Below are 22,925 nucleotides of genomic sequence, written 5' to 3'. Positions count from 1 at the left end.
CAAGCACTCCCATTCCATACACCATTCCGACAAACAAGTAACTGCACAAAATCGAAATGGACTTGATAAATCCTCTACGAACGGCTTTCATGTTCTTCCTTCTCCCTGTCAATAAACATCATAATAAAAGCGGCAAGCAAAAAGAATGCACACACTAAAATTGCCTTTTCCTTCATATAAAAAATGCATACATTCCCAAGTACGGCACCAATAATAAAGCACAAAATCACACCATAATAAAGGATGCTTTTTGACAGGCATTTCTTTTCTTTCGTATGTATATAATCGCACAAATTCTGTGTACCGCTGCGAAGATTTCCGATACACATCGTGGTCGCAATTCCGTTTCCGTGAATCTTACGGAAACTCTCTACCTGAATTCCGCAGGCAAGTGACGTTAAGCTGTTTGCTAAGAGATTAAGAGAAACCGGAATAAAGCACACGCCGGCAAGGACAATTGCCTCTAACAAGACAGAAATCTGCCGCCAATGAAGTCTTCTTTTCTCATCCATCCGAAAACGCACCAAATCCGCAAGCATAATTCCTGCCGCAAATGCAAGTACCGGAAACAGATACCGCACAACCTCCGGCCAGTTTCTCTCGGATATGCTTACGCCAAGCAACAGCATATTTCCCGTCTGTGCATTTGCAAATACATGGTCGCGCATGATGTACGAATACGCATCCATAAATCCACCGGATGCCGCTAACACGATTCCTAACTCGATGGACTCTGACATCTGCTTTGCTATTTTTTTCATTCCTATCGCTCCTTTATCACAATTGTATCACCCGGTGCAAACACCGTGTTTCCATTTGGAATAATCAATTCTTCCCCCCGCTGAATCATCACGACTAACTTTCCTTTTCCGAGATGAATCCGCGATAAACTTTTGCCTACCCATTTGTGACTGCCGTCTAACTCAATTTCAATTAGCCGCACACCATCCACATCACTCGGTGCCTTTGCACTGAGAATCAATGTGTCGCCCGGCACAAGCACGGTGTCTCCGTTTGGCGTCACATCTTTTTCATCCCGCTGAATCTGAACGAGAAGTGTTTCCGGCGGCAGCAAAATATCTTTAATCTTACTGCCTGCCCACGGATGATTTTCTTCAACCGTAAACTGGATAAATTGAACCGGCACTTCTTCGGTGTAGTCGGTAAAGGTCTTTAATACGTCTTCTTTATCATCAATCATATGGAGCATTTTCGCCACATACGGAAGCAGTGTTCCTTGCAAAAGAATGGAAAAAAGCACGATGAAAAATATCATGTGAAAAATGTCGTGTTCAAACAACGTGCCGCTGCTCCTTGCCATTATCGCAAACACAATGGACGCCGCCCCGCGAAGCCCCGCCCACGAAACTAATATCTGCTGCCGCCATTTACTTCGGAAAGGCGTTAACAGCAAACACACAACCGCAGGTCTGGCAACAAACGTCAAAAACAACGCAATCATCAGTGACGGAAAGACAACCGCCGGCAATGACGATGGAAATGCCAACAGCCCAACAAGGAAAAAGACTAACATCTGCATCAATCCGGTCACACCGTCAAAGAAATGTACCAGCGACTTTTTATTGTCCAAATCCGCATTTCCCAGTACAATACCAAACAAATACGCACTTAGGTATCCATTGCCGCCAACTGCGGAAGGAACCGCATACGCCAAAAGCACGAAGGCAAATACTAAAATGGTATCAAAGCCTTCTGTCGTAACCTGAAATTTTTTCAAAACAAAAATCGTAATTCCCGCCATCAAGGCACCGATTGCCACACCATAAATAATCTGCGCAAACACCGTATAGGTAATGGCTCCCGCACTGATTTTGCCACCACTAATCAAACCAAGCATAATCGTAGTAAGCATATAGGAGCATGGGTCATTACTACCACTTTCCACCTCTAAAAGAGAGGCAGTCCGGTACTTTAAGTTCAACCGTTTAGAACGCAGAATCGAAAACACCGACGCCGCATCGGTCGAGCTTATCAGCGAGCCAATCAAAAGACTCTCAAGCAGTCCGATGTGAAGTGCATAGTAACAAAACAATGCCGTCAGCCCCGCCGTAAGAACAACACCGGCAGTCGATAAAATAACCGCGCGCAGAGCAATTGGTTTTGCAGCGCTCCATTTTGTTCCAAAACCACCATAAAACATAATAAAAATCAGGGCAATGGAGCAGATTTGTTCTGCCAGTTCAAAGTTTTCAAACGAAATCCGAATGACACCATCCGAGCCGAAAAACATACCAAGCACAATAAAAATCAAAAGCATCGGAACACCAATGCGGTTCGATATTCGGTTCCCTACTAAACACGCCAGAATCACAATTGATACGAAAAGAATTGCAAATGTCATAGTACTTCCTTTCTTTGTCGTTTTTTTCGGTTACTTCTTAATCGCCCACCGCATCTTCGTAGAACGTGCCCGCCCATTTTGTGCACATTCTTTCGCTGAAGGGCGTATCACATCTTTTGCATAATCGCTGTAAATACCAGCTTTGTAGCCGGACTTTAGCGCCTTTTTTACTAGACGGTCTTCGCCGGAGTGGAAGGTAAGAATTGCTGCCCTTCCGCCGGGTTTTATGCATTCCGGTAATTTTTCCATAAATTCATACAATACTTCAAATTCATTATTTACATCAATGCGCAGCGCCTGAAAGACCCGCTGACACGTTTTTTTGACGGTATCTTTGCGCTCCTTTTCCGGAAGAAACATTAACGTCTTTTCAATGACATCACGCAGTTTCTTCGTCGTGTCCATCCGGTTTCCTCTGCGGATTTCATCGGTAATGGCCTTTGCCAACTCCTCACTGTAAGGTTCATCTGAGTTTTCATACAGCATCCCGGCAAGCTCCTCTTTGGTAATCGTGTCAAGCCGCTCTGCGGCACTGATTCCTTCCTTTTGGTTTAACCTCAAATCAAGAGGACCTTCTACTTTAAAGGAAAATCCACGCTCCGGATTATCAATCTGCATGGAAGAAACACCCAAATCGGCAAGCACAAAATCAAATCCGCCTGCCTCCTTTGCGATTTCGTCAATCGTACAGAAATTCTGCAGTTTTATTGTGAGAATTTCTTCGCCGTATCCCTGCTCCAAAAGGCGTTTCTTCGTCTTAACTGATTCTTCCGGATCCACATCTGTCGCATAGATATGTCCTCTGCCCTCTAAACAGGCAAGCATTGCTTTTGTGTGCCCGCCATAGCCAAGCGTCGCATCAAATCCAATCTGCCCCGGCTGAATCTGCAGAAAATCCAGAATTTCCTGTACCATAATCGAAAGATGCATCCCTGCCGGTGTATTTCCCTTGCGAATCACATGCTCAATCATATCCTGATACTTCTCCGGCTGGTGTTCCTTATATTTTTCCTCAAATTTCTTCGGATATTTTCCACTGTAATGTACCCGTCTCTTGTGCTTTTTCTCTTCCTGTGGCATCATTTTCATCCCTTCTTTGCATTTTCTGCTTTATGATACAATATTCAGCGGATATTGGTCAAGTAAGCGCTTAAATATTTTATGACAAAATTCATGATTTATGGTGAGCTTTTAATTTTTGCAACTTTTTTTAATTCTCATTCGTAATATTTGTATAACTCAAAGGAACAATTAAACTTATACAAAAAAAGGAGGCAGCACTCCGCCATCTTATTTTACCAAAAACAATTACCACAATTGGAAGTTACGCCTTTGCCGGTTGCTCTTCCTTATCCCGGATTGATTTTAATCATACAGAAAGACTGCACATTCAACAGTATGCGTTTGCAGACTGTGACCATTTGCAGGATCTGGATTTAAATAATATGCGAATTGGTCCTTATGCGTTCAGCGGTGTGTCTCCGCTTGCATCGGTCTCATTATTTAACGTTGATTTTTATGAAATAAACGAATGTGAAACTTCCACCGGCATTTATCCATTCGGCACCCGTACAGTCAAAAAAATGTTTGTCGACAGTGCCCTGACTTCCTTTTATTTTCCTGGCAGCACATCAGTTGAACATCTTTATGTCTGCGGCCGCTTAACAGCATTAAAGGGTGATGTTAAATCATACAAAAAAGTAAAAGTAATTCACACATACCCTTCCGCCAAAGCCGCCTCTTTTGCCAAGAAAAAGAAACTTTGCTACGAAACACTCAAAGTCTCTGGCAAAATGAAAAAAGTGGAACAAACGAATTTAACTGCATATAATTATGTTCTTGGCAGGATATCCCCCGCCTTACTGGCTAAGCCAGCAGGGCGGAGATTTTTTAATAATAATTATGACTCCTTACTTTTATTTCGAGCAATCATAATATCCATACAATGCTGGTGTGGCACACCGCCGCTGTTACAATCAAATACAACTTCTTCAATTTTGTGGAAATACCAATCATGATACAAGGTAAAAATTTGTCCTGATTTCCATCGAAAACGATTTTTTTCCTTCCCTGGTAAAATTTCAACAAATGGTTTATCCACAAATACATTCATAACATGAATTCCATCCGGCTTGGTATGTTGCTTCAACTCATTTACAACATCTTTCCTTTTCTCCGGTTTCAAAAAATGAAACACTCCACTACATAAAACAATATCATAATCTTCGCAAAGCTGCATATCCTCAATATTTGCTGTAAAAAAATCTACATAAACACCATGCTGTGAAGCTAACGCCCTTCCCTTTTCAACTCCTGTCTCTGCCAAATCAAAAGCAGATACATGGTATCCATTTCGTGCTAAAAAAACAGCATCTTTTCCTTCCCCGCACCCTACATCAAGAACCTTTAACGGCTTTATTGGCGGCTTTAATTTTAAAATTTCATAGCATAAGTCATTCGGCTTTATTCCCCAATAATACCCTTTCTCCTGATATCGTTTTTCATAATCGCTCAATATTGGAGACTGATATCCAAGAAGAGAATCCACACTCATCCCAAATACCTTTGCAATTGCAGGTAACAAACTAATTTCAGGACATGTCATCCCATTTTCCCATTTTGATACCGCCTGATTTGACACATGCAATTTTTTTGCCAATACTTGCTGCGTGATACCAAGTTCTTTCCTTTTTTTCATAATAATTGAACCAATTTCCAACCTTCACACCTCCTACTTATATTGTAGAGTACAAATTTTTAGAATGCTATCACTTTGTTGTTGAATTTTCAATTAAATTTCGCCAAATAGTTAAAAACTCTTGGCACATACTTACATGTGTTATATAATACCAATCATAATGATGCTTCTCCTGTCTGCCAGTGGAGGGAGACGATAGGATGGAGAACACGCAAAAGAACATTGAGAAAAATTTACAGTCATCCAAAAAGCATTCTTACAATTTACACAGCCCCGGCGTACGCACTTACAAAGACAGCGTATTTTGCCGAATATTTAACGAGAAAAAAGAATTATTGAGTTTATACAATGCTCTGAACATGTCTCATTACGAGAATCCAGATGATTTAGAAATTATTACTTTAGACAATGCTTTATTTCTTCAGATGAAAAATGACGTAGCTTTTCTTATTAACACCAACGAAATGTGTTTAATTGAACACAGCAGCACCGTCTGCTTGAATTATCCACTACGGAGCCTTTTGTACCTAGCCAGAGAATATGAAGTAATTCTCGAACAGCGAAATGAAAACATCTTAAAATATGGATTGGTAAAAATCCCAACACCTGCCTGTATCGTTTTATACAATGGTATGGAAAAACGTCCGGAAGTTGAAATTTTAAAACTCTCTGACGCTTTTGAAAATCAAGAAGTTGAGCCGTGTCTTGAACTTTTTGTAAAAGTATTGAACATCAACAATGGTATGAACGAAAATGTATTAAATGGTTGCAAAACGCTAAAAGATTATGTTATACTAATCTCAAAAATACGGGAAAATTATAACGAAATCGGAGACTTGGCAAAGGCAATACACAAAGCAGTTGACTATTGTATTGACGCAGACCATTTGCGCTCGTTTCTGATTCGAAACCGAGCGGAGGTAGAGCCTATGTTGTTATCAGAGGGTACGGTGGAAGAATACGTAGATAGCATGAACGAAGTCAAGGAACAGGAAATTGAGCGGCTAAAAAAGGTAGTTCAGGAAAAGGATGAGGCATTATCACAAAGAGATAGTGAAATCGCTCGATTAAAAGCCTTACTTGCATCAAAGGAAAATAACTAATTAGCACAGCAGGAGAAGTTATCATCTAGAGAGAACACAGGAAGTGTCCTCTTGAACTAAAATGAAAGCAAGAAATTCCAACACAATTGAAACTATATTTGCATAGCAAATATCCTGTTTCAATCGGTGTTGGAATTTCCGGCTCAGCTATTTAGTCAAAATAATTCTCCCACTTTGTATTTGCCTTATCCGTTTCAGCAGCAGTCATTTTAATATCCCGCCAAAAATATGCATCTTCTGTGCATAAGACAGAACCCTCATTTTCCCCATCATGTAAACAGCGGTCCTTTTCCCCCGATAGCATTGAAATACGAACCTGCTTATCCTGGCGGTAAATTACATACTGTGCGGTTGCACTCATGAGCTGCTGCCCATCTTTCATTTCGCGAACCTTTGTGATTTTATTTGTTTCACCAGAGTATCGTATAATCACTCCTCTCTTCAAATCACTATATGCGAACCCATTAGCCGAATCTGTATCATCATATTCATTAAAAATTCCATAAATATCATTTCCACACTTATTAAATACCAACCTACCATATTTGCAGTTTCCTATAATTTTATCCAATTCCTTTTTGTGCTTCACAAAAAATGCACTTTGTTTTTCTCGTCCCAGCGTCTGCCAGTCACCATCCTCACAAATTAAATCCTGCGTAGAACCTCTTTATCCTTAATTTTTTTCCACTTCTTTTCCATGTCTTTTTCTTTAACATAATGTGTAGCAACCAGATAATCCGGCATTTCCGATGCCAGCAAATCAACTGTATCCGGCACCCTTTCCTCCAGATAGCCAAACAGGTATCCATTTCGGTAAGTAACTTGTGAGTAAGGCACTTCATATTCTGCCTTCTTTTTGAGCGAATAATCGTATTTCAGCAAATAATACTTTAATGCTCTTCTTTCAATAAGTACATAAAGATACTTTTCGCTGGCTGTTATCATCCATGGGTCTTCAGAAAGCCCTGTTTCTCGAAGCGGTTCATTTTTTTCATTTCCCACAACGAGTTTAACCCCATCATAAGTATCACCAATCCATGCAGTCCCATGAGGTGTCTTAATGTAGTTTCTCCCATACTCAATTCCGTATTCTATTGGTGGCTTTAATAAATCACAGCCGGCAAGCAGCATCACCAAAAGCAAACACACACATGCAATATGTATCTTTCGTTCCTTGAAAACGTTCTTCACAAATTAACCTCCTGCTCTAAATACTTTCATCCGCAAATACCTGCCGAACTTACACTACAAAAAGGCAAGCTGACCAAAGCCAACCTGCCTTTCTGGTTTTACGCTTTTAACACATTATAATATTCGCCAAGAATTACTTCCTCTAACACCGCTCTCATACCACTATGAATCGGATGTGCAACATCACGGTATTCACCATTTGGCATTTTCTTGTTCGGCATTGCGACAAATAAGCCCCGCTCTCCTTCAATTACCTTAATATCATGAATAGCAAATGCTTCATCCAAAGTAATTGAAGCAACCGCTTTCATTTTCGCATTCCCATCCACAATCCGGACACGAACATCTGTTATCTGCATCGTATCCTCCCTTCATCTGTACGCTACATTACATAACGCTCATTCTTCTCCTGAATGATTTTAACGTCATCCGGACTTCCGACGTAGTTGGAATTTGCCCGAATGGTTCCATGACTCTCTACGATGCAATTTTCAATATAAGTGTTATCCCCAATGTAGACTTCATTTAAAATTATCGAGTTTCGTATTGTACAATTGTTGCCTATATAAACTTCCTTAAACAAAACGGAATCTTCAACCTCACCATTGATGATACAACCACTTGACACAAGGCTGTTCTTAACTTTTGCGCCAACATTGTATTTAGCCGGAGGTAAATCCTCAATTCTTGATGCAATCTGTGGGTATTCATTAAAGAAATACTCTCTTGTTCTGCGGTCTAAGAAATCCATATTTGTCTTAAAATAGGAATCAACCGTTGTTACATTGCTCCAATAGGAGTCCAACGGATAGGCATAAAATTTCTTGACTCCTTTGTAACGGATAAAAATATCCTTTACCAAATCGAATCCATCTTCCGCCCCTGCACGCTCAATCATCTCAATCAACTGTCTGCGGCGGATTACATAGATTCCGGTAGAAACCAGCGTTTTCGAAGTCACAAGCGGCTTCTCTTCAAACTCGGTCACCCTGCCTTCGATGTCAACCGATACGACACCAAACCGGCTCGGGTCATCTACCGTTCCCAAGTCCTTCGTCACGATGGTAACATCAGCATTTTTCTCAATGTGATATTCCAAAAGTTTATTCATATCCATCTTGTATACACAGTCACCGGATGCAATAATTACATACGGCTCATGACTTGATTTCAGAAAATCAATGTTTTGCGCAATGGCATCTGCGGTTCCGCGGTACCAATAACTATTGTCATGGGTCTGTGTCGGTGTGAATACAAACAAACCGCCTTTTTTACGTCCAAAGTCCCACCATTTTGATGAGTTCAAATGCTGTGTCAACGACTTTGAATTGTACTGCGTAATGACACCAACTTTGTTAATCCGGGAACTGGACATGCTGCTAAGTACAAAATCAATGCTGCGGTATCCACCGGCAATCGGCAGTGCTGCTGTTGCACGATTTTTTGTCAGTTCTTTCATGCGGGTACTGGACCCACCTGCTAAAATCAATCCTATTGCTCTCATTACATGTCACCTGCCTTTATCAAAGTTTCGCCACCTGCTAAGGTGTTATCCGGGTAATCGTCAATGGTTGTCTTACCCGCTATGGCAGTGTTTTTACCGATGGTAACGCCATCCGGAATCACGGTCTTTTCGCCAACCGTAACCAGGTTAAAGGCATAGACATCCGGCTTTAGTTTGTTTGGAATGTCATCTTCGCCCGCACCGAGCACGCAATTTTCTCCAATTATCGAACCCTCTGCAATAATTGCACGGTCAAGAACGGTATTTTTACCAATTCTCGCAGAATTCATAATAATCGAATCACGCACTACAGCGCCTTCCTCAATAACAACATCCGAACCAATCACAGAGCTATGGACTTCTCCGTAAATCTCACAGCCGTCACCCATAATGGCTTTGTCAATCACAGCATCTCCTGCAATATACTGTGGACGAATCCATTCGTTACTTGTGTAAATCTTCCAAAACTCTTCGTACAGGTTAAATACCGGAATCAAGTCAATCAATTCCATATTTGATTCCCAGTACGAACCAAGCGTACCAACATCCTTCCAGTATCCATTGTACTCAAAGGCAAAAATGCGGTCGCCCCTTTCGTGGCAGTAAGGTAAAATATGTTTACCAAAGTCACAGCCTTTTTGGTCTTTCAACTGAATCAGGGCTTCTTTTAATACCGGCCATGAGAATATGTAAATTCCCATAGATGCCAGATTACTGCGTGGATGCTCCGGTTTTTCCTCAAATTCCAAAATACGATGGGTATCATCTGTAATACAGACACCAAACCGGCTTGCCTCTTCAATCGGCACCGGTATCGTCGCCATCGTAATGTCCGCGTGATTTGCCTTATGGAAATCAAGCATTACCTGATAATCCATCTTGTAAATATGGTCACCACCAAGAATTAATACATAATCCGGGTTGTAATACTCCATATAATTCAAGTTCTGGTAAATCGCATTTGCGGTTCCGGTGTACCACTCGCTGCTTGTGCTTCTCTCATACGGCGGCAGGATTGACACGCCCCCAATATTGCGGTCAAGGTCCCATGGAATTCCAATGCCGATATGAGTATTCAGCTTCAACGGCTGATACTGTGTCAGCACTCCAACGGTATCGACTTCCGAGTTGATACAATTACTCAACGGAAAATCAATGATTCGATACTTTCCCCCAAAAGCAACAGCAGGTTTTGCTACATTTGCAGTCAAGACCCCCAGTCTTGACCCTTGCCCCCCAGCAAGTAACATGGCTATCATTTCTTTTTTGATCATGTTATCACCCCTGTTGTTAATATTGTAAAATAAGTATACCACATTGTTTAAGTTTTGTGAATATTTTTCACAAAATATTTTCTTATGATTCTTAACTTTTGTACATTTTGCACAAATACCGTGTGAAAATCTTAAGCATATTCACCTTTTTCCTTGTATTTTCTCCCCTGTCTATATATAATGAATCTGAGGAATCATAATTTTGTTTCCAAATAATAGAAGGAAGGGTGTCATTTATGTACGAAATCGACTTTACACATCCGGGAAAGATTCATTTTATTGGAATTGGCGGCATTAGTATGAGCGGGTTCGCCGAGCTGCTTCATTCCATGGGCTTTACCATTACCGGTTCCGACTGGCATGAAAGCAAAATCACAAAACATTTGGAATCTCTCGGCATACAAGTAGTATATGGACAAAAAGAAGAGAATATTACAAAAGATATCGATTTGGTTGTCTATACCGCAGCAGTTAAAAAGACCAATCCGGAATATCAGGCGGCTGAAAAATTAAATCTTCCGCTGATGGAGCGAGCAGTTATGGTTGGGCAGGTAATGAAAAATTATTCTTCCGCCATTGCGATTGCAGGAACGCACGGAAAAACAACGACCACTTCGATTGCTTCCCACATCTTTTTGGCAGCAAACCTTGACCCGACAATTTCCGTCGGCGGTATTTTAGAAGCAATCGGCGGCAACATCCGCATCGGCCACTCCAAGCATTTCATTACGGAAGCTTGTGAATACACGAATAGTTTTCTTCACTTTTTCCCTACTGTGGGAATGATACTTAATATAGAAGAAGACCATATGGACTTTTTCCATGACCTTTCTGATATCCGTCACTCTTTCCATTTGTTTGCGAAACGGATTCCGGAGCATGGCACGTTAATTATCAATGCAGATATTGAAAATTATGAAGAAATTACAGAAGGACTTTCCTGCCGTGTTATCACATACGGATTAGAAAATAAGGATGCTGATTTTACAGCTGAAAACATCACTTACAATGACCTTGGATGCGGCACCTTTGACGCTGTCGTACAGGGAGAAGTAAAGGGGCATTTCCACCTGTCCGTAGTCGGCAGACACAACGTTTCCAATACCCTTGCCTGCTTAGCGTTAGCCTCTCTCTACGGCATTGATGACGGCACCGTCCAGAAAGCATTGACTACATTCCACGGCGCAGACCGCCGCTTTGAATACAAAGGAGAGAAAAACGGATTTACCATTATTGATGACTATGCTCATCACCCGACGGAAATCCGAGCAACACTCACAGCAGCGAAAAATTATCCGCACAAAACGTTATGGTGTGCCTTCCAGCCGCATACCTACACACGTACCCGCGCCTTTTTAAAGGATTTTGCCTCTGCTCTTTCTCTGGCAGATAAAGTAATCTTAGCAGACATTTATGCGGCGCGTGAAAAAGACCCGGGAGATATTTCTTCTGCTGACCTTGCAAGAGAATTGGAAAAACTCGGAAAGGAAGTTCACTATTTACGCAGTTTTGACGAAATCGAAAAATTTATTTTAAAAAATTTAGTCAACGGCGACCTGTTGATAACTATGGGTGCCGGAAACATAGTAGAAATTGGTGAAAATCTTCTGAATAACTAAGTTATGAACGTTATCCACAACCTTATCAACATTCAGTCGAAAGATACGGTTGTGGATATTTTTTTGTTCAAAAAAAAATGTGAATAAATTGCATTTTTTACTTGACAAACTCAACCAACGTAATTTCGGCACATTGACCCACTCTTTCTACCAGAATAGTCTGTTTGTGGTTTTGTTATGAACATTATGCACATTATCAACAGATAAATTCTACATGAAATGTATGCACATTTGCAATTTGCAACTGTTTTTTCTTTGTGATATACTCATCCTTGCTGACAGGTAAAAAATACCTGATGGAGAAAGGGAATGAGTTTTATTATGGGATTTACAATTTCCACAACATCGAATTGCGGACTCACTTTGATTTCCAATTCATTTATTCAAAATCATATGCCATCTGCAAATGGCAATTTCGTGAAAATATATTTGTATCTGGTTATGCTCTGCCAGCATGCCGACACCGCAGGTATTTCATCCATTGATGCTCTTGCCGATTGTTTCGAATGCACAGAAAGTGACATTTTGCGTGCACTGCGTTACTGGCAGAAAGAAGGACTTCTTTCTTTCACAGAGCAAAATGGCGAGATTACTTCGATTGTTCTTTCTACTGACGCCACAGACACTGCGTCAGCAGTTACGGCAGAAAGAGAACCGGATATCGATGCTTCACCGGTAGCGGAAGAAACCGTTGTACCCGACGGCATCTCCATTCCGAACCGCCAGGAGTATACTCCTTTACAAGCGGAAGCACTGATGAAAGATATTGAAATCAGCGAGGCGATTTCGCAGGCAGAAAAGATACTTGGCACGACCCTTTCCACCACACATCTGCAAATGATTTTATATTTTATGTGTGACATCGGATTTTCACAGGAGATGATTGCTACCCTGTACCGCACGGCACACAGCCGCGGAAAGACTTCACCAAAGTATATGGAGGCAATTGGTCTTACATGGGCGAAAAAGGGGATTACAACGCCGGAGGAAGCAAAGGATGAATCTTCTGCTTTTTCAGGTCTTTATCACGTCGTAAGCAAAGCACTTGGCTTAAATCGCTCCCTTGCTCCGGCAGAACGTGAAATCATTGATACATGGAGTGATTACGGCTTCTCGGATGAAATTATTGAGCAGGCATGTAAGCGTACGGTTTTGCAGACCGGTGGCACAAATTTAAATTACATAACAAGTATATTAAAGGACTGGCACAAGAAAGGTGTCCTCACCCTTGCGGACATAGAAAAATGCGACAAGTCATTTCAGCAGAAGAAAAAAACCGGAGAGCAGAAAAACTCTGCCACACAGCAAAAAAGAAACCAATTCCAGAGTTTTCCTCAAAGAGAGTATTCCAAAGAGGATTACAGTTCACTGGAAAAACAGTTACTGCGCAATGTGCAGGCATAAAACAAACGAAAGGATTCATTTATTATGCTTTTGACCAACAGTCAGTACGAGCATCTGATGTCCCATTACTATCATCAGCAGCTCAAGGACAATTTCATCCTAAAAAAGCGCATGAAGGAAGTCTATGATGCGATTCCCCAAATGAACGAATTGGAAAACCGGGTTCGTACACTTTCGGTGCAGCACGCTGCCTCTCGTTTGAAAGGACAAACCGATTCGATTGACCTAGATGCCGAGATTGATAAAATCACAAAACAAAAAGAAGCCCTGCTTTTGCAGCACGGTTACCCGGCGGACTACCTGAAACCGGTCTACGAGTGCGCTGACTGTAAGGATACCGGCTATATTGACGGCAGGAAATGCCATTGTTTTGAAAAACTGATTGTTCAGTATTTGTACTCACAGTCAAATTTGAAAGACGTTTTGGAACATGAGAATTTTTCTCATTTTAATTTGGATTTTTACCCGGATGACTACACCGAAGAGGCAACCGGCGAAACACCGCGTGACAATATGCGACATGTCTTAGAAACCGTGAAATCCTATTTATCCGGTTTTTCGGACACACCGGGAAATCTTCTGTTATACGGTAACACCGGTGTCGGTAAAACTTTTTTAACAAACTGTATTGCAAAAGAGCTTTTAGACAAGTCTCATACCGTTGTGTACTTGACTTCTCTAAAACTATTTGATATTTTAGAATCGTGCAAATTTGACCGGGACTTATCACAGACCCGGAAAAATGCTTCGCTTTCTTATTTATTAAGCAGCGATTTACTGATTATCGATGATTTGGGAACAGAATTAAACAATAGTTTTACTTCCTCTCAGCTTTACCACTGCATCGATACACGATTAACAAACCGCCGTTCCACGATTATTTCAACAAACTTGTCGTTTGATGATTTACGGGAACGCTACAGCGAGCGGATTTTCTCCCGGATTACAAGTAATTATACATTATTAAAAATCACCGGCGATGACATTCGTTTGAAAAAGGCAATTATGCAACATTAAGTATGTTTTTCTTTCTGTTGCTGCAAACTATAAACCTACAACACAATATTTACACGGAGGACTTTAATCATGAGTCAAAAAGATTTGTCGAAAACAATCCCTTATGGAGACCTTGGTATTATTCCATTGGAGAGCAGCAAAGCAATCGGAAAAAAAGTGGATGATTACATTGTTGGCTGGAGAAATGAAGCCGATGTAGATTCTTCCATTCATTTTACCAATTACAAAAGGGATTCTTACATCATCGATGCCGTATGCCCACGTTTTGGGTCCGGTGAAGCAAAGGGTATCTTAAATGAATCCGTCCGCGGAAAAGATGTATACCTTCTTGTTGATGTATGTAACCACAGTTTAGCTTACACAGTATGTGGACAGGTTAATCATATGTCACCGGATGACCATTTTCAGGATTTGAAACGTATGATTGCCGCAATCAGCGGAAAAGCAAGACGAATCACTGTTATTATGCCTTTCCTGTATGAAAGCAGACAGCATAAACGCAGTTCCCGCGAATCGTTAGACTGCGCTTTGGCACTTCAGGAACTGACCGCTATAGGCGTTGACAATATTATCACTTTTGACGCACATGACCCTCGCGTACAGAATGCAATTCCATTGAAGAGTTTTGAAACTGTACAGCCAACATATCAGTTTATTAAAGCCCTTTTGAAAAATGTACCAGACATTCATATGAAACCGGAAAACATGATGATTATCAGCCCGGATGAAGGTGCTATGGGACGTGCGATTTACTTTGGTAACGTAGCCGGTGTTGATGTAGGAACCTTCTACAAACGCCGTGATTACACAAAAATTGTTGAAGGACGTAACCCGATTATTGCACATGAATTCCTCGGTGCTGATGTTTCCGGCAAGGACGTTGTTGTGATTGACGATATGATTTCCTCCGGTGAAAGTATGATTGACGTTGCAACTGAATTGAAGCGCCGCAATGCAAACCGTATTTTCGTTGCTTCTACTTTTGGTCTGTTCACAAACGGTCTGGAGAAGTTTGATGAAGCTTATAAGAGCGGCTTGATTTACCGTGTCATGACGACAAACTTAGTATATCAGCCGGAAGAACTGTTACAGCGTGAGTATTACATCAATGTTGATATGAGCAAGTACATTGCTCTCCTTATCGATACTTTAAATCATGATTCCTCAATTGCGGAATACTTAAATCCAACCGAACGTATCGAGCGCATCCTGAAAAAATATCATCAGGAACACTAATAGAAACGTGTGTCGCAAGGCACACCTATTAAAAAGCCTGTCAAGCATTTGCCTGACAGGCTTTTTTTAGCTCTTATTTTTTATTCTGCACCCTCTGCTGCCGGGTCTGCTGCCGGGTCTGCCGGTGGCTCTGTCGCAGCCGGTTCCGCTGTTGCCGGAACTTGTGTCGCCGGTACCTGCGTGGCCGGTGGTTCCGTAACCTGTGTATCCGTTCCATCATCCGGATCCACATCAACGTCATTATCATTCGAATCTGCCGGGTCCGTATCTACACTTCCACCACTTCCGGTATCTTCCTGTGGAGTCGTATAACCACTACTGCTGCCACCACCGGAACTTCCCGATGATAACTCACCCAAATCAAATTCTTTTACATCTAAGTCTTTATGAATCTCATTCATGTACTCATGCCAGATTCGTCCCGGATAGGTGGAACCATACAAGTCGGCAACCGTTTTCGGGGAATCATAGCCAACCCAGACTGCCGTTGTATAATATGGTGTAAAACCACAGAACCAGCCGTCTTTTTTATCATTGGTTGTTCCGGTCTTGCCGGCACTTGGCTGTCCATTATCAAGGCCAAGACCACGTGCCGTACCACGTTTGATTACACCGGTCAGGATATCAATCATCGCACGTGCTGAATCCTTCTTGTAAACACTCTTTTGCTCGACTTTATCGGAAACAATTTCATTTCCATCGGAATCCAAAATTTTCACAATACACGTTGGTTCCCGGTACTTTCCGTCATTTTCCAGTGTTGCATAACCGGATGCCATCTCTAACGTACTGGTACCGTATGTCAATCCGCCAAGGGATGCCGACAAGTAGTAATCCGACTTCACGATTTTGGAATAATTCATATCCAATAAATACTGCAAGCCAACTTCCGGTTTTAACTTCTCGAACAGCTGCCATGCAACCGTATTCAAGGACTGCTCCACCGCAAAACGAAGCGAAATATAACCGTAGTAACGTCCACTGCTGTTTGACGGACCGCCCTTAAACTTATAATCATGTACGGTCGTGCTTGCCGTTGAACCACGCTCCAAAGTCGGTGTATAAACAATCAACGGCTTAATTGAACTACCAGGCTGGCGGTAAGACTGGTACGCACGGTTTAGGGAAAGTCCTTCCGTCTCCTGGCTTCGTCCGCCCACCAGCGCAACAACACGTCCGGTCTTATTATCGATACATACTGCCGAGCCCTGCATTTTGTAGGTTCCGTTTGTCTCTTTATCCTTAAATCCGGACAAATTATGATTGACTGCTTTTTGCAGTTTTTTCTGTTTCTTCAAATCAAAGGATGTATAAATTTTATATCCTTTATTTAAAAGCATCTGCTGAGCAGTCGAGTACGCATCATCATACTCCGTCTCATAGGTCTCTCTTTCTTCCTTATCTGCAAATGAATTTTTAAACTCAAATCCATTCTTTTTCATCAACTCGCGAATCGCACAGTAAGAAACAAACGTCTGGATGTAATCTCGTTTCTGCACTTCCTGAATGTTCAGTTTAATTTCTTCCTGATACGCCTCATCGTAATCCACCTTCGTAATCACGCCATCATCTAACATCTGATCTAAAATACGATTTTTACGTTTGACCGTGTTATCGAAATTTTTCAATGGATTATAAAGGGTTGGATTATTTGGAATAGAACACAAAAAGCATAACTGTCCAAGTGACAATTCCTGACAACCCTTTCCGAAATATCCGCGTGCCGCCGCCTCAATTCCATAGTAACCATTTGCATAATAAATGGTATTTAAGTAAAATTCCAGAATCTGGCTTTTGGTATACTTCTTTTCCAGCTCAAGCGCAATAAAAATTTCCTTTATTTTACGCTCATACGTCTTCTCCGTCGAGAGGAAAACACCGCGCGCTAACTGCTGGGTAATTGTCGATGCTCCCTGTGTTTTCTCACCGTTGTTCTTAATCAATGCAAAAACCGCACGCATAATACCTTTGGCATCAATTCCGTTATGTGAGTAAAACTTTTTGTCCTCGGTAACAATTGCTGCATCTTTTACCGCCTTTGGTATTTTGTCCAAGGTAAGGTAATAGGAGTCTTTTTCTCCCTTTAATTTCGCTATCTCTTTGCCCTTATTGTTATACACAATTGATGTCTCGGATGAACGGAATGTATCTATGGACGACTCTTTCACAAGTGCAACCGCGTCATCCTGCATTGCGAAGATATCTTTTCCATATTTGAAATAAAAGATAATTCCGCCGACTAATATTGTGAGCAGAAACAAAAGTAATACAATTTTAAACCCAAACCAAAACTTAGGATGTTTCCGCTGTTTTTTGTTTTTTCTAGCCATCTTTACCTCCATTTCTCCCGCTTTATACTACGTGGACGCTTTGACTTATGTATCATCATACCACATTTAGCGTATCTTGGAAAGAATTTCTTTATGCACAGCCCCTGCACGGTGTTCCCATGTATGCGACTTCTCAGCCGTCTCATACGCCGCTTTCTGCATGTGCTCCCATTTCTTTCGATTTTCTAAAATTCCCTGCACCATATCCGGCAGGCATTCAAGTGCATCCAGTTCATAAAAGAAAATATCCTCTCCATCCCGTAAATTTTCTGCCAAATACCGGCTCCAGTCGGTAAAACATACAGCGCCGTTTAACATCGAATTAAATACGCGATCATGTGCACCATCCTTAAACCACGGCATTACATTCAAAGAAACTTTCGCCTTGCTTAACGCCTGCAAACACGCCAGTGAATCAACGCCACCCTCTTTTATCAGATTTTCCGAATGTTCACAGGGAAGAAATTCCCATCCAGCTCCAAAACAATGCACGGAAACACCGGCATCCACAAGCGTCTGCACCACTTTTCCACGAAAATAATTGCGCACATACAAATCGATCATAATCATATTTGGCATCATTTCTTTTACACCGTCTTCGGTAATATCCTCAACCTCGGAAAGCAGATGCTCACGAATTCCGATATCCATCCCCAGATGCGGATGTCTCTTAAAATCCTCAATAATTCCGTAATAAAAATCGGCATACTCTTTGCCATGTCTCTCAATCGTTGGTTCAAATTTAGAAAGCGGCGTGTAATTTCCGGTAAATACAACGTCATATGGGCGTTCTTCCCACTTAGGCAGCGTATCTTCTTCCCACAAGGACGTTCCCGCCAATGGCAGAAACAGCCCCCGCTTAATTTCCGGAAAATAATACTGCAAATAAGCTTCATGCTCTCTGTCAATCGAAATCTGGCAGTAGTCTTTTGGCAAAAATGGCAGAAATTTATGATAGTAAAACGGATGGTCAACCACAATATTGATAACCGGTATTTTTCTGTCATCAAACAAATGAATTCCCTTGCAGTCAATAAAATATCCCTCACCACAGCAGCCGTCAAAATTAAACGTCACTGCCGCTGTTGCCTCCGGTTTGGCAAACAAAAGCAATTCAGCAAGACTATCATACGATTTACACTGGTCAAAGTAAAACACTTCATATCCCAATTTACTAAAAGTCTTCCCAAGCTGCTCACTAAAAAAACTTAATGTTTCAATTCCCTTGGTAAATAAAATAATTCGTTCGATTTTCATACTGCCTCCGCTATTGATTAAATATGATCAAATGCCTTCTGTCACAAAGAGGGTATTCCGATTTTACAATCAAAATACCCTCTTTCTTATCTTGTTTCTTTTACCTTACGGCAAATCAATTTCTGAATATTCTTTCGGTGGCAGTGCAGTTGTTGAATCCTTAACAAACTTGCGCACAGCCTGTGCCGCTTTCGGTATCGCAATATTCGTACCAACACCGGCAACACAGCCACCCGGACAGCCCATACCTTCAATCAGACAGCCATCCTTTTTACCGGCCTTCGCCATAAGAAGCATTTTCTGACAGTCGGATAATCCTTCCGCATGCTCAATATAAACTTCCGTTCCCGGATAATATTCGTTAATGCAGTTTTCAATGGCATTTGCAACACCACCGGCAACGGCGTAACCACGTCCGGTTCCTGTTGCATCATGAATTGGCTCCTCTGCATCATAGGTTTCCATATCAATTCCTTTGGCAGTGAAAATCGCATCCAATTCTTCAAAGGTAATTACAAAATCCACATCACTTCGTACCGAACGGCGGGAAGCTTCCAGTTTCTTTGCCGCACACGGTCCGACAAATACAATCTTAGCTTCCGGATGACGCTGTTTAATTGTACGTGCAGTAGCCACCATCGGTGTCAGAGCACTTGAAACAGTCTCTACCATATCCGGCAGTGTTTTCTTTGCCAACATCGACCAAGCCGGACAACAGGAAGTCAGCAAAAATGGAAGTTTTCCTGTTTTTACTTCATTTACATAATGTCTTGCTTCCGTAATCGCTCCGATATCTGCACCAAGTGCAACTTCGAACACTTCCGCAAAACCAATCTCTTTCAACGCTGCTTTGATTTTCCAAAGACGGACATCGTCACCAAACTGTCCGATAACCGCCGGAGCCAATTCGGCAATAACCGGTCCCTGCTTCATTGCCTGAATCAACTGGAAAATCTGGGATTTATCTGCAATCGCTCCAAATGGACATGCAGCCATGCATTGTCCGCATTTTACGCATTTTTCATCATCAATCTGGGCACGTCCGCGCTCATCACTGGAAATGGCTTTCACACCACATGCAGCTGCACATGGACGAACCTTCTTCGCAATTGCATCATAGGGACAGATTGCCTTACATTTTCCACATTTAATACATTTATCTTTATCAATATGAGATTTTCCGTCTACAATGCTGATAGCACCTTTCGGGCAAACCTCTACACAAGGATGTGCCACACAGCCACGGCACTGATTGGATACTTCATATACGTTATCCTCACACATATCACAAGCCGACGGAATTACCTGCATCAAAGGCGGCTCATAATATTTTTCTGCCACATTACTCTCATCCAATCCACTTGTAACGTGAACCGGTTCGTCATCCGGTCTTAATGAAAGTCCCATCGCAAGACGCACACGCTCCGAGCAGATAGCACGCTCACGGTAAATACTCTCACGGTATAAAGGCGCATCTCCCGGCGTAATTTTATATGGGATTGCCTCGATATCATCATTTATGTTCTGTGAATCAAAAGCGACTTTTGCAACTTCTGTAAACACTTTCTGTCTCAGTGTCTTAATCGGGGTTTCTATTCCTCTCATTCTTGTCCTCCTTGGCGTAATTGATACAAATTCTCATAATCAATGGTAGAATATCATAGTTTCCAAATATTTTCAAGATACTTCCGATACTTCTCTTGTTCTTCTTTTGGTTCCACGATCGAAACACCCTTTCCAATCCCCGCAAGCCAACCATAAAACTGCTTGCTGACACTGATTTCTACGAATGTCCGAAACTGTGTCTCGGACTCTTTTAAAACGGGAATTTCCTTTCCAAAACGGTCAATTGCAACGCCAATCAGCGAATTATCAAAAACAAGCTGAAGCCTTTTTTTCTCCCCGGCAAACATTCCAAACGTTTTTTTTGAAAAATCCGTGACATCCAATTTTTGATATGCTGTTTCCCCTTCTCTTTTTCCCTCTTCTCTCTTTAACTGTCGAAGTTTATCTACACGGAAATATTTAATCATCTCTGCTTTGTGGTCATACGCCAGCAGATAATAATTTTCGTCTTCCCACATAAGCATCCATGGAGAAACAAGATAGCGTTCGCCACCGTGCCGCGGCACAAGTTCCTTGTTCTGATTCCATTCGCAGTAAACAAAAGTAACCGGTTGATTTTCGTGCATTGCCTGATGAATGTCATCAATCAGATAAAGGGAAGACAAATTTTCTGTTTTCACACGGTCATTGACACAAACTTGACGCTGTAACCGATTTGCCTCATGGCGGCTCGTGAAATGTTCCAACTTCTCAATCAAATTTCTGCTTTGTTTTTGCGTAATAAATTTGGACGCCTGCACAGCATCAACTAAAAGTTTTAACTCCGCCAATTCAAACTCACGGCTTCCCAGATAGTAACCCGCCGGGTTTTTCTGACATACAACATCGTACCCGAGTATCTGCAAAGCTTCCATGTCCGAATAAACACTTTTTCTTTCCGCATGAATACCATTCTGCTTTAAATACGAGATGATTTGCGGCATCGTTACCGGATGTTTTTCGTCACTCTCACTTCGCAGCAGTTCCAAAATATAAAATAATTTGTATTTCTGGTTTGGTGCTTTCGGCATCAGGATTCCTCCTCCCTTGATTCCATTACGATCTGGTCTCGCCCATGCTCTTTTCCATAATAAAGAAGTTCGTCCGCACGGTTAATCGCTTCTTCCATTTTCTCTTCTTCACAGTAAGTTGCAATACCAATCGTCAGAGAAATTGAGAATTCCATACCGTTATGTGAAAACTTTTTCGATTTCACATCGTCCAAAAATCCCTGCAAAACTTTTCCCGTCTCATTTACTGTTCCATCAAAACCAATCAAAAATTCTTCGCCGCCCCAGCGTGCAGAAAAACCATCTTCACCAACTGCTTTCTGTAGTGCTCCGGCAACATATTTTAGAACTTCATCACCTTTTTCATGACCATAACTGTCATTGACGCTCTTAAAAAAATCGATATCTGCAATCGCAAGTGAAAAACAATCGTTTTCTCTACGGTAATCCATCTGAATCTGCGCCGCACGCCGGTTCAGAAGTTTTGTCAATGGGTCACGTGACACCATTTCTTCCAATGAATCACTGACCGCCACTGCATATTCGCCCATTTGCGCCAGTTCGTCGCCTCTCTTTAAAACATTTTCCGGCATTTCATGATGAAATTCTCCATGCGCCACTCTGCCAAGAAATCTCTTAATTGCCTGAATCGCCTCCACCATTTTCTGTGCCGACAGATTACAGATAAATCCGGCAAGAATTATGATAAACAGGCAGATAATCACATTCCCATGCGTCATAAATCTCATGGAAGTATTCACAGACTCCGCCGACTCTCCGGCAAAACTAACACCTACAACTTCATTCTCATCATTGCGAATTGGCACATAGTAGCCAAAGTATCTGACTCCCATAACGTCAACATTCTGGGAAAAATATTCTTCCCCGTCTTCAATCACTTGTGAAGCAACTTCTTTATCTAAGTGAGAGCCAACCAAACGATTTCCTTTTTTATCAACCAGTGTTGTAAGACATCTCTCATCACCAACAAATACAGTAACATCCGCACCGGTATCATTTTTAATATCGTCTAAAACGCGGTAATCCGATGTAATTTCTGTTTCCCCCTTATAAACCCTATCGTCTTTCTGTGAAAAATCTCCCGCATCCAACACATTATAAATACTAATCAGATTATGAGCGATACCGGACAAACTCTTTTCAATCTCAAATACCATACCTTCATGAACCGAATTCTGACTGTAAAATGTCATGACAACTCCTAAAATTGCAATCGGAATTACTGACATTCGCATGATGGTAAAAATTAGACTTTTCCTTTTTTTTCGCGCCATATCCGACACCCCCTCATTTC

At 41.6% G+C, this 22,925-nt stretch carries 19 protein-coding genes; 5 read left to right on the top strand and 14 right to left on the bottom strand.

Features of this window, described 5'->3' with window-relative positions:
• Positions 1 to 74 precede the first annotated feature (74 nt).
• From DW005_RS08755 to DW005_RS08735, 4 genes are all read right to left on the bottom strand, one after another.
• Positions 75 to 761, bottom strand: a complete 687-nt coding sequence (locus DW005_RS08755) for a YoaK family protein (RefSeq protein ID WP_242989396.1) — start codon at positions 759 to 761, stop codon at positions 75 to 77.
• A 2-nt stretch (positions 762 to 763) separates the two neighbouring features.
• Positions 764 to 2,362, bottom strand: coding sequence for a potassium/proton antiporter (locus DW005_RS08750; protein ID WP_117478985.1), 1,599 nt, complete (start codon positions 2,360 to 2,362; stop codon positions 764 to 766).
• A gap of 30 nt (positions 2,363 to 2,392) precedes the next feature.
• A complete protein-coding gene (gene rsmH / locus DW005_RS08745) occupies positions 2,393 to 3,442 on the bottom strand; it encodes a 16S rRNA (cytosine(1402)-N(4))-methyltransferase RsmH (protein WP_347461580.1) in 1,050 nt (349 codons plus the stop codon).
• 820 nt (positions 3,443 to 4,262) lie between these two features.
• Complete coding sequence (locus tag DW005_RS08735) at positions 4,263 to 5,081, bottom strand: methyltransferase domain-containing protein (RefSeq protein ID WP_242989394.1); 819 nt, start codon at positions 5,079 to 5,081, stop codon at positions 4,263 to 4,265.
• 179 nt (positions 5,082 to 5,260) lie between these two features.
• Here DW005_RS08735 and DW005_RS08730 point away from each other — a divergent pair, with 179 nt between their 5' ends.
• On the top strand, positions 5,261 to 6,163 hold the full coding sequence (locus tag DW005_RS08730; protein WP_117478982.1) for a hypothetical protein: 903 nt from the start codon (positions 5,261 to 5,263) through the stop codon (positions 6,161 to 6,163).
• Positions 6,164 to 6,314: 151 nt separating this feature from the next.
• On the opposite strand, the gene DW005_RS08725 is transcribed toward DW005_RS08730, so the two are convergent.
• From DW005_RS08725 to DW005_RS08705, 5 genes are all read right to left on the bottom strand, one after another.
• Complete coding sequence (locus DW005_RS08725) at positions 6,315 to 6,752, bottom strand: hypothetical protein (protein WP_117478981.1); 438 nt, start codon at positions 6,750 to 6,752, stop codon at positions 6,315 to 6,317.
• Positions 6,753 to 6,808: 56 nt separating this feature from the next.
• Positions 6,809 to 7,354, bottom strand: a complete 546-nt coding sequence (locus DW005_RS08720) for a hypothetical protein (protein ID WP_117478980.1) — start codon at positions 7,352 to 7,354, stop codon at positions 6,809 to 6,811.
• 98 nt (positions 7,355 to 7,452) lie between these two features.
• Complete coding sequence (spoVG, locus tag DW005_RS08715; protein ID WP_022376106.1) at positions 7,453 to 7,713, bottom strand: septation regulator SpoVG; 261 nt, start codon at positions 7,711 to 7,713, stop codon at positions 7,453 to 7,455.
• A 23-nt stretch (positions 7,714 to 7,736) separates the two neighbouring features.
• Entirely contained in the window at positions 7,737 to 8,858 is a 1,122-nt protein-coding gene (gene glgD, locus DW005_RS08710) for a glucose-1-phosphate adenylyltransferase subunit GlgD (RefSeq protein WP_117478979.1), read from the bottom strand.
• On the bottom strand, positions 8,858 to 10,132 hold the full coding sequence (locus DW005_RS08705) for a glucose-1-phosphate adenylyltransferase (RefSeq protein WP_117478978.1): 1,275 nt from the start codon (positions 10,130 to 10,132) through the stop codon (positions 8,858 to 8,860). The genes glgD and DW005_RS08705 overlap by 1 nt, the downstream gene beginning before the upstream one ends.
• Before the next feature lie 236 nt (positions 10,133 to 10,368).
• Here DW005_RS08705 and murC point away from each other — a divergent pair, with 236 nt between their 5' ends.
• From murC to DW005_RS08685, 4 genes are all read left to right on the top strand, one after another.
• Entirely contained in the window at positions 10,369 to 11,751 is a 1,383-nt protein-coding gene (gene murC / locus DW005_RS08700; RefSeq protein ID WP_117478977.1) for a UDP-N-acetylmuramate--L-alanine ligase, read from the top strand.
• 309 nt (positions 11,752 to 12,060) lie between these two features.
• Positions 12,061 to 13,155 carry a DnaD domain protein gene (locus DW005_RS08695; protein WP_117478976.1) on the top strand — a complete coding sequence of 365 codons (1,095 nt, stop codon included), beginning with the start codon at positions 12,061 to 12,063 and terminating at the stop codon, positions 13,153 to 13,155.
• Positions 13,156 to 13,179: 24 nt separating this feature from the next.
• Positions 13,180 to 14,172, top strand: coding sequence for an ATP-binding protein (locus DW005_RS08690; protein ID WP_117478975.1), 993 nt, complete (start codon positions 13,180 to 13,182; stop codon positions 14,170 to 14,172).
• Between the two features lie 66 nt (positions 14,173 to 14,238).
• On the top strand, positions 14,239 to 15,408 hold the full coding sequence (locus tag DW005_RS08685) for a ribose-phosphate pyrophosphokinase (protein ID WP_117478974.1): 1,170 nt from the start codon (positions 14,239 to 14,241) through the stop codon (positions 15,406 to 15,408).
• An 80-nt stretch (positions 15,409 to 15,488) separates the two neighbouring features.
• Here DW005_RS08685 and DW005_RS08680 read toward each other — a convergent pair whose 3' ends face one another.
• The 5 genes from DW005_RS08680 to DW005_RS08660 form a co-directional block, all read right to left on the bottom strand.
• Positions 15,489 to 17,738: a PBP1A family penicillin-binding protein gene (locus tag DW005_RS08680; protein ID WP_181974999.1), complete on the bottom strand. Its 2,250-nt coding sequence runs from the start codon at positions 17,736 to 17,738 to the stop codon at positions 15,489 to 15,491.
• Between the two features lie 66 nt (positions 17,739 to 17,804).
• Positions 17,805 to 18,995: a glycosyltransferase gene (locus tag DW005_RS08675; RefSeq protein ID WP_117478972.1), complete on the bottom strand. Its 1,191-nt coding sequence runs from the start codon at positions 18,993 to 18,995 to the stop codon at positions 17,805 to 17,807.
• 105 nt (positions 18,996 to 19,100) lie between these two features.
• Positions 19,101 to 20,600, bottom strand: a complete 1,500-nt coding sequence (locus tag DW005_RS08670; RefSeq protein ID WP_117478971.1) for a 4Fe-4S dicluster domain-containing protein — start codon at positions 20,598 to 20,600, stop codon at positions 19,101 to 19,103.
• A gap of 53 nt (positions 20,601 to 20,653) precedes the next feature.
• Entirely contained in the window at positions 20,654 to 21,631 is a 978-nt protein-coding gene (locus tag DW005_RS08665) for a WYL domain-containing protein (protein ID WP_117478970.1), read from the bottom strand.
• A complete protein-coding gene (locus DW005_RS08660; protein ID WP_117478969.1) occupies positions 21,631 to 22,905 on the bottom strand; it encodes a diguanylate cyclase in 1,275 nt (424 codons plus the stop codon). The genes DW005_RS08665 and DW005_RS08660 overlap by 1 nt, the downstream gene beginning before the upstream one ends.
• Positions 22,906 to 22,925: the final 20 nt, after the last annotated feature.

Source organism: Clostridium sp. AF36-4 (assembly GCF_003435975.1).
Classification (GTDB): domain Bacteria; phylum Bacillota; class Clostridia; order Lachnospirales; family Lachnospiraceae; genus Eubacterium_F.
The sequence above is the reverse complement of the archived record's forward strand: the minus strand, read 5'-3'. Positions and strand labels throughout refer to the sequence as shown.

Coding starts and splice junctions, on each gene's coding strand:
- rsmH (WP_347461580.1), bottom strand. CDS start 3,442: ATGCCACAGGAAGAGAAAAAGCACAAGAGACGGGTACATTACAGTGGA.
- glgD (WP_117478979.1), bottom strand. CDS start 8,858: ATGAGAGCAATAGGATTGATTTTAGCAGGTGGGTCCAGTACCCGCATG.
- DW005_RS08680 (WP_181974999.1), bottom strand. CDS start 17,738: ATGGCTAGAAAAAACAAAAAACAGCGGAAACATCCTAAGTTTTGGTTT.
- DW005_RS08690 (WP_117478975.1), top strand. CDS start 13,180: ATGCTTTTGACCAACAGTCAGTACGAGCATCTGATGTCCCATTACTAT.
- DW005_RS08675 (WP_117478972.1), bottom strand. CDS start 18,995: ATGAAAATCGAACGAATTATTTTATTTACCAAGGGAATTGAAACATTA.
- DW005_RS08695 (WP_117478976.1), top strand. CDS start 12,061: ATGAGTTTTATTATGGGATTTACAATTTCCACAACATCGAATTGCGGA.
- DW005_RS08665 (WP_117478970.1), bottom strand. CDS start 21,631: ATGCCGAAAGCACCAAACCAGAAATACAAATTATTTTATATTTTGGAA.
- DW005_RS08705 (WP_117478978.1), bottom strand. CDS start 10,132: ATGATCAAAAAAGAAATGATAGCCATGTTACTTGCTGGGGGGCAAGGG.
- DW005_RS08660 (WP_117478969.1), bottom strand. CDS start 22,905: ATGGCGCGAAAAAAAAGGAAAAGTCTAATTTTTACCATCATGCGAATG.
- DW005_RS08730 (WP_117478982.1), top strand. CDS start 5,261: ATGGAGAACACGCAAAAGAACATTGAGAAAAATTTACAGTCATCCAAA.
- DW005_RS08670 (WP_117478971.1), bottom strand. CDS start 20,600: ATGAGAGGAATAGAAACCCCGATTAAGACACTGAGACAGAAAGTGTTT.
- murC (WP_117478977.1), top strand. CDS start 10,369: ATGTACGAAATCGACTTTACACATCCGGGAAAGATTCATTTTATTGGA.
- DW005_RS08750 (WP_117478985.1), bottom strand. CDS start 2,362: ATGACATTTGCAATTCTTTTCGTATCAATTGTGATTCTGGCGTGTTTA.
- spoVG (WP_022376106.1), bottom strand. CDS start 7,713: ATGCAGATAACAGATGTTCGTGTCCGGATTGTGGATGGGAATGCGAAA.
- DW005_RS08755 (WP_242989396.1), bottom strand. CDS start 761: ATGAAAAAAATAGCAAAGCAGATGTCAGAGTCCATCGAGTTAGGAATC.